General features: G+C 44.5%; 5 protein-coding genes. All 5 read right to left on the bottom strand.

The genetic code is table 11. The features are described from left to right. Positions 1–60 precede the first annotated feature (60 nt). The 5 genes from lnt to miaB all read right to left on the bottom strand — a co-directional run bounded on the left by lnt (position 61) and on the right by miaB (position 5,740). Positions 61–1,584, bottom strand: a complete 1,524-nt coding sequence (gene lnt, locus VHA01S_RS17535; RefSeq protein ID WP_023405682.1) for an apolipoprotein N-acyltransferase — start codon at positions 1,582–1,584, stop codon at positions 61–63. Positions 1,585–1,637: 53 nt separating this feature from the next. Next, positions 1,638–2,534 carry a CNNM family magnesium/cobalt transport protein CorC gene (gene corC / locus VHA01S_RS17530; protein WP_023405681.1) on the bottom strand — a complete coding sequence of 299 codons (897 nt, stop codon included), beginning with the start codon at positions 2,532–2,534 and terminating at the stop codon, positions 1,638–1,640. A gap of 59 nt (positions 2,535–2,593) precedes the next feature. After that, positions 2,594–3,058 (bottom strand): rRNA maturation RNase YbeY, encoded by a 465-nt coding sequence (ybeY, locus tag VHA01S_RS17525; protein WP_023405680.1) that lies wholly within the window; start codon positions 3,056–3,058, stop codon positions 2,594–2,596. Then, entirely contained in the window at positions 3,059–4,165 is a 1,107-nt protein-coding gene (locus tag VHA01S_RS17520; RefSeq protein WP_023405679.1) for a PhoH family protein, read from the bottom strand. It abuts the gene before it with no gap. 150 nt (positions 4,166–4,315) lie between these two features. Further along, positions 4,316–5,740 carry a tRNA (N6-isopentenyl adenosine(37)-C2)-methylthiotransferase MiaB gene (gene miaB / locus VHA01S_RS17515; protein WP_023405678.1) on the bottom strand — a complete coding sequence of 475 codons (1,425 nt, stop codon included), beginning with the start codon at positions 5,738–5,740 and terminating at the stop codon, positions 4,316–4,318. Between the last annotated feature and the right edge of the window lie 316 nt (positions 5,741–6,056).

Here is a 6,056-nt window from a genome sequence, read left to right as displayed (position 1 = left end):
GGCTAAGCGGATCATACCACTTAGCCTTGATTTTTAACCCTGTTCTTACTTGGATTGCCGTTATTTCAACTTACTGCGTTTCATTCTAAATAGTGCAATCAGCATAATCACTAATACCAATACTTTCAGTGGTAGACCACCAAATAGAACATATGGCGTTTTGCCATTTGTTGGCACGACGCTAGTGCGCAATACGTCTTCTTTAAACTGCGGAAGCTCAGCGGTTATCTTGCCTTTGTAATTCACAACCGCAGTCACGCCATTGTTGGTCGAGCGAATGACTGGCATGCCAAATTCTAGGGCTCGCATACGCGCTATTGCCATATGTTGCAGTGGGCCAATAGAGTCACCAAACCAAGCATCATTTGATAGAGTTAGGATGTAATCCGTATCATTGGTGATGTTGTCTCGCAGTTGCTGACCAAAGATGATTTCATAGCACAGCGCGACCACCATATGTGCGCCATGCGCTACGATATTGTTTTGAATGTAATCACCACGATTAAATGAAGACATTGGCAGATTAAAAAACGGTGCCAGTGGTCTTAGAAAATCTTCAAAAGGAACAAACTCACCAAACGGCAATAAGTGATGCTTGTAGTAGTGTGGCTGAGTCACGTAATCATAGTCACCAGATGGCGTTACGCCTAGGGTGGTGACACTGTTGTAATAGGTTTGCTGACCTTCTTGAGTTAACACCCCAGTAATTACCGCCGAATCATTCATGCGCGCGGCTTTATCTAGGCTCTTCATAAACTCTGTCACTTCCCCTTCAAAAGCAGGAATTGCCGCTTCTGGCCAAATGATAATATCGGCATCCCAGTTTTGGCGGGTATGGTCCATATACATCATGATGGTTGGCCAGCGATGACTAGGTAGCCATTTAGTTTCTTGCTGAACATTGCCTTGGATAAGCGCCACGGTTTGCGTGCGGCTGTTATCAGGAGTGACCCAATGCGCAAAATAACTCAGAGTACAGACTGCAAATAATGCCACTGGTACCCATAGCTGTTTCCAGTCTTTGCGGATAATGGCCAGTGCCGCGCTGCTGGATATGGCAACAATGATCATGCTAACAAAATCAACTCCGGCAATAGGCGCAAGCCCCGCAATCGGTGCGTCGATTTGGCTATAGCCTAACAGTAGCCATGGGAAACCAGTAAAGACCCAACCACGTAACCAATCACAAATCAGCCAAAGGGCAGGGGCTACTAATAACGCGCCAAACCAACTCTTATTGGCTTTAAAGCGAGTAAATAGCGCGCCGAACAGCGCTGAGTAGATAGCCAAATAACCGACCAGCATACTCATAAGGAATACACTGGCAATCTTTGGCATACCGCCGAAGGTATCTATGCTGACGTGAACCCAACTGATGCCTGTGGCAAAAAGGCCAAGTCCCCATAAATAGCCAAGTAGGGCAGAGTAGCGCCATGATTGACCGCTGAGTAATAAAAACAGCAGTAATGGGCTAATGTATGCCAAAGGCCACATGTTATAAGGGGCAAAGGAAAGCGTGGTGCTAGCGCCAACAAAAACGGCCGCAAGCGGCCGCATTAGGCGATGAGTCATCAATGATTTCATCTTAATATTTGAGTCTGTTCCCTAGAGGTTACAGCTTGTCCAAGAGACGGCGATTATTCGCTGTGATCTTTTTCAGACACTTTGTCTGGGACAGTAACCTGGAGTTGAATAATACGACGGTTGTCAGCAGCAGTAACCTTAAAGGTGTACTCATCGATTTCGACAATTTCGCCTCGGCTTGGTAAATGACCAAATTGGGTCATAATCAAGCCACCTACAGTATCCACTTCTTCATCGCTGAAGGTAGTGCCAAAGGTATCATTGAATTCTTCGATAGTAGTCAGAGCTTTGACAGCAAAAGTGTGTTTACTTAGCTGACGGATTTCTAGCTCTTCTTCATCGTCAAATTCATCTTCAATCTCACCGACTATCTCTTCAAGAATATCTTCGATAGTCAGTAATCCTGATACGCCACCAAATTCGTCCACTACAATCGCCATATGATAGCGCTCTTCACGGAACTCTTTGAGTAAGCGGTCAACACGTTTACTTTCAGGGACAACAACCGCAGTACGGATAACCTGCTCAATGTCGAAAGGTGCACTGTCAGATCCAAGATATTTCAATAGATCTTTAGCCAGTAAAATGCCTTCAACATGGTCTTTGTCTTCGCTGATTACTGGGTAGCGTGAGTGCTGTGCGTCAGTAATAAGATTGACTAAGGTATCAAGATCATCGGTGCGTTCAACGGTCACCATTTGTGAACGAGGGATCATAATATCTCGAACTCTTTGTTCAGATATTTCCATAACACCTTCGAGCATATCTCTAGTGTCATGATCGATCAGATCGTTTTCTTCGGAGTCACGGATGACATCGACGAGTTCTTGACGGTCTTTAGGATCCACTTGAAAAAGATGGATTAGACGTTCAAAGAAGGATTTCCTACTCGGACCTTCTGATTTTTCCTTTGAACCCTCTTTAGAGGGCGAATTGTCTTCGCTGTTCATTGTCTCTCAACGGTTGGCGCTATCAGATGTGTAATAGCTCACTGTAACTTAGCTAAAAGTTACTCTTTTTCTGCTAGATAAGGGTCTTCAAACCCCAATCCTTGCATAATTTCAGTCTCTAAAGACTCCATTTCCTCTGCTTCATCATCTTGGATATGGTCGTAACCTAGTAGGTGCAAACTACCATGTACCGCCATATGAGCCCAGTGTGCAAGCAGTGGCTTTTGCTGTTGAACAGCTTCATCTTCAACCACTTGCTTGCAAATGACAAGATCTCCAAGCAAATTAATTTCAACTTCTGGAGGTGCTTCAAATGGGAAAGATAACACGTTTGTTGGTTTATCTTTGCCACGATAATCGTGGTTAAGCTGGTGGCTTTCTTCCACTTCGACAATACGGATGGTTAGCTCAGCATCTGGTTGAAACTGGGTAATCGTGTATTCGAGCCAAGATTGAAAATCTTGCTCTGAGGGTAATTGACTGTCGTCTTCGACAGCCAATTGTAGATCCAGATAAATGGCCATTTATTTATTTACCAATTGTGATTGTTGCTGAGTATGAACGGCCGCTTCAGCGACGAGCTTAGCTTCTCGTTCTTCACGCTCTTGGCGGCGACGTTGTTCAATTGCCTTTTTCTCTTTTTGATCTTGAACTTCCCATTTTTCATAGGCGTTCACAATGCGAGCCACAACAGGGTGACGAACCACATCATCGGCAATGAAGAAGTTAAAGCTAATGTCGTTCACATCAGAAAGTACTTCGATAGCATGACGCAGGCCTGATTTAGCTCCGCGAGGCAAGTCGATTTGCGTCACATCTCCGGTGATGACAGCGCGAGAATTAAAACCGATACGAGTCAAAAACATCTTCATTTGTTCAATGGTAGTGTTTTGGCTTTCATCCAAGATAATAAACGCATCATTTAATGTACGACCACGCATATACGCCAGTGGTGCCACTTCGATAACATTACGCTCAATCAGCTTTTCTACGCGCTCAAAACCGAGCATTTCAAATAAAGCATCGTAAAGAGGGCGCAGGTATGGGTCGACCTTTTGGCTTAAATCACCTGGCAGGAAGCCCAGTTTTTCACCGGCTTCTACCGCAGGGCGAGTCAGCAAAATACGTCGGATTTCTTGACGCTCAAGAGCATCTACCGCTGCGGCAACGGCTAGGTAAGTTTTACCTGTACCGGCAGGGCCGACACCAAAGGTGATGTCATGGGTGACCATATTCATTAAATACTGCGCCTGATTTGGCGTGCGAGGTTTAATCACCCCTTTTTTCGTTTTAATGAATACTTCTTTACCGTGGGAAAATTCGGCTTCTGCCGCTTGCTCTAACACGCCACTTTCTTTTACTTCAAGGTGGATTTGCTCTGGTTCAATATCTGGGATATTGCCGCGAACAGGTGCCGTTTGAACATAAAGTCTTTTGACGATATCAAGCGCCGCAGAGGCGGTATGAGGCTGGCCGACGATAGAAAAGTGGTTGCCACGATAGTTGATTTCAACGCCAAGACGACGTTCTAGATGTTTGATGTTGTCATCAAAAGGGCCACAAAGGCTAGAAAGACGGTGGTTGTTTGCTGGTTCTAGATCGATCTCTAGGGTAACAATTTTATTGCTCAATTGTGCCTCACATTCGCTGAACTAAAAGAGCCTAAATAGGCTCTTTTAGTATAGCTTGAGTGCTTTACCAACCGAAATAAAAATCTGTCATTGTTTTGAGTTGATCAACTCGAAACTCAAATCAGGGTGATTATTTCGTTTAGTCTTGCTCTAAGGTGTAAAGGTCGCTACACCTAGCTCATCTTCTTTACGAGTCTTAGTCATCATCTCTGTTGGAGAGACGGCGATACGAAGATCCATTTCCGCTTCTGTGCGAACGAGTTCACCACGTAAAGAGTTAGCAAATACGTCAGTGATTTTCACATCAACGAATTGACCAATTAGGTCTGCACTGCCTTCAAAGTTGACTACGCGGTTGTTTTCAGTACGTGCACGAAGCTCCATAAGATCTTTCTTAGAAGGACCTTCGACGAGAACACGTTGCTCTGTGCCTAGCATTTGGCGAGAGTAACGCATTGCTTGAGCATTAACGGTTTGCTGTAGCTCGTACAAACGCTCTTTCTTCTCTTGCTCAGTCAGATCGCAAGGGTAATCCGCTGCAGGTGTGCCTGGGCGTGGAGAGAAGACAAAGCTAAAGCTCATATCAAAATCAACGTCGCGAATAAGCTTCATCGTTTCTTGGAAGTCTTGGTCAGACTCACCAGGGAAGCCTACGATAAAGTCAGAGCTGATTTGAATATCAGGGCGAGCTTTACGCAGCTTACGAATAATTGATTTGTACTCGATAGCCGTATGTGGACGCTTCATCATAGTCAAAATACGGTCTGAACCGCTTTGAACTGGCAAGTGTAGGAAGCTCACAAGCTCTGGAGTGTCTTCGTAAACCGCAATAATATCGTCAGTAAACTCAAGTGGGTGGCTAGTGGTAAAACGAATACGGTCGATACCATCAATGCTTGCCACTAAACGCAGTAAGTTAGCAAATGAGCAGATTTCTCCGTCAAATGTTGGTCCACGGTATGCGTTTACGTTTTGACCTAATAGGTTAACTTCACGCACGCCTTGCTCTGCAAGTTGAGCGATTTCATAAAGTACGTCATCCATTGGGCGACTGACTTCTTCACCGCGAGTGTATGGCACTACGCAGTAAGTACAGTATTTAGAACAGCCTTCCATGATAGAAACGAACGCGGTTGCGCCTTCTGCGCGAGGTTCTGGAAGACGGTCAAATTTTTCGATCTCAGGGAATGAAATATCCATAACCGGAGCATCGTTACTTTGTGATTGTTTGATCATCTCAGGAAGACGATGCAAGGTTTGAGGGCCAAAGATCACATCAACGTAAGGAGCGCGTTGACGGATATGGTCGCCTTCTTGGGTTGCTACACAGCCACCCACACCAATCACAACGTTAGGTTTATGGTCTTTTAAAGTCTTCCAACGGCCAAGCTGGTGGAACACTTTTTCTTGTGCTTTTTCACGAATTGAGCAGGTGTTTAGTAGTAATACATCCGCTTCTTTCGGATCTTCTGTTAGCTCAAATCCATTAGCAGCATTAAGCAGGTCAGCCATTTTTGACGAATCATATTCGTTCATCTGGCAGCCCCAGGTTTTGATCAGAAGTTTCTTACTCATTGCATTCACACTCGTGTTAATTAATCACTTTTATACTGGCTAGATTGCTCAGTATTTCGCCACTTACTGTTATGGCAAGCCGCGTATTGTACTGGCTAAATGGCGCTGTGACTAGGGTTCAAGCTTAAATTCCGTACATTGTCAGTTAAGGCATTGTTTGTATTGAGCCGCCTTTTGCTACCTTATTCATCAATATGTGCACAATACGATTAATAAAAGCACTTATAGGCTGGCAAATTAAGCTCTGATGCAGGCATTAACGAGCACTTTTCAGTACAATCATTTGATTAGTGAACGATGTAATAGCAATCACACT

This window comes from Vibrio halioticoli NBRC 102217 (assembly GCF_000496695.1).
Lineage (GTDB): Bacteria > Pseudomonadota > Gammaproteobacteria > Enterobacterales > Vibrionaceae > Vibrio > Vibrio halioticoli.
The sequence above is the reverse complement of the archived record's forward strand: the minus strand, read 5'-3'. Positions and strand labels throughout refer to the sequence as shown.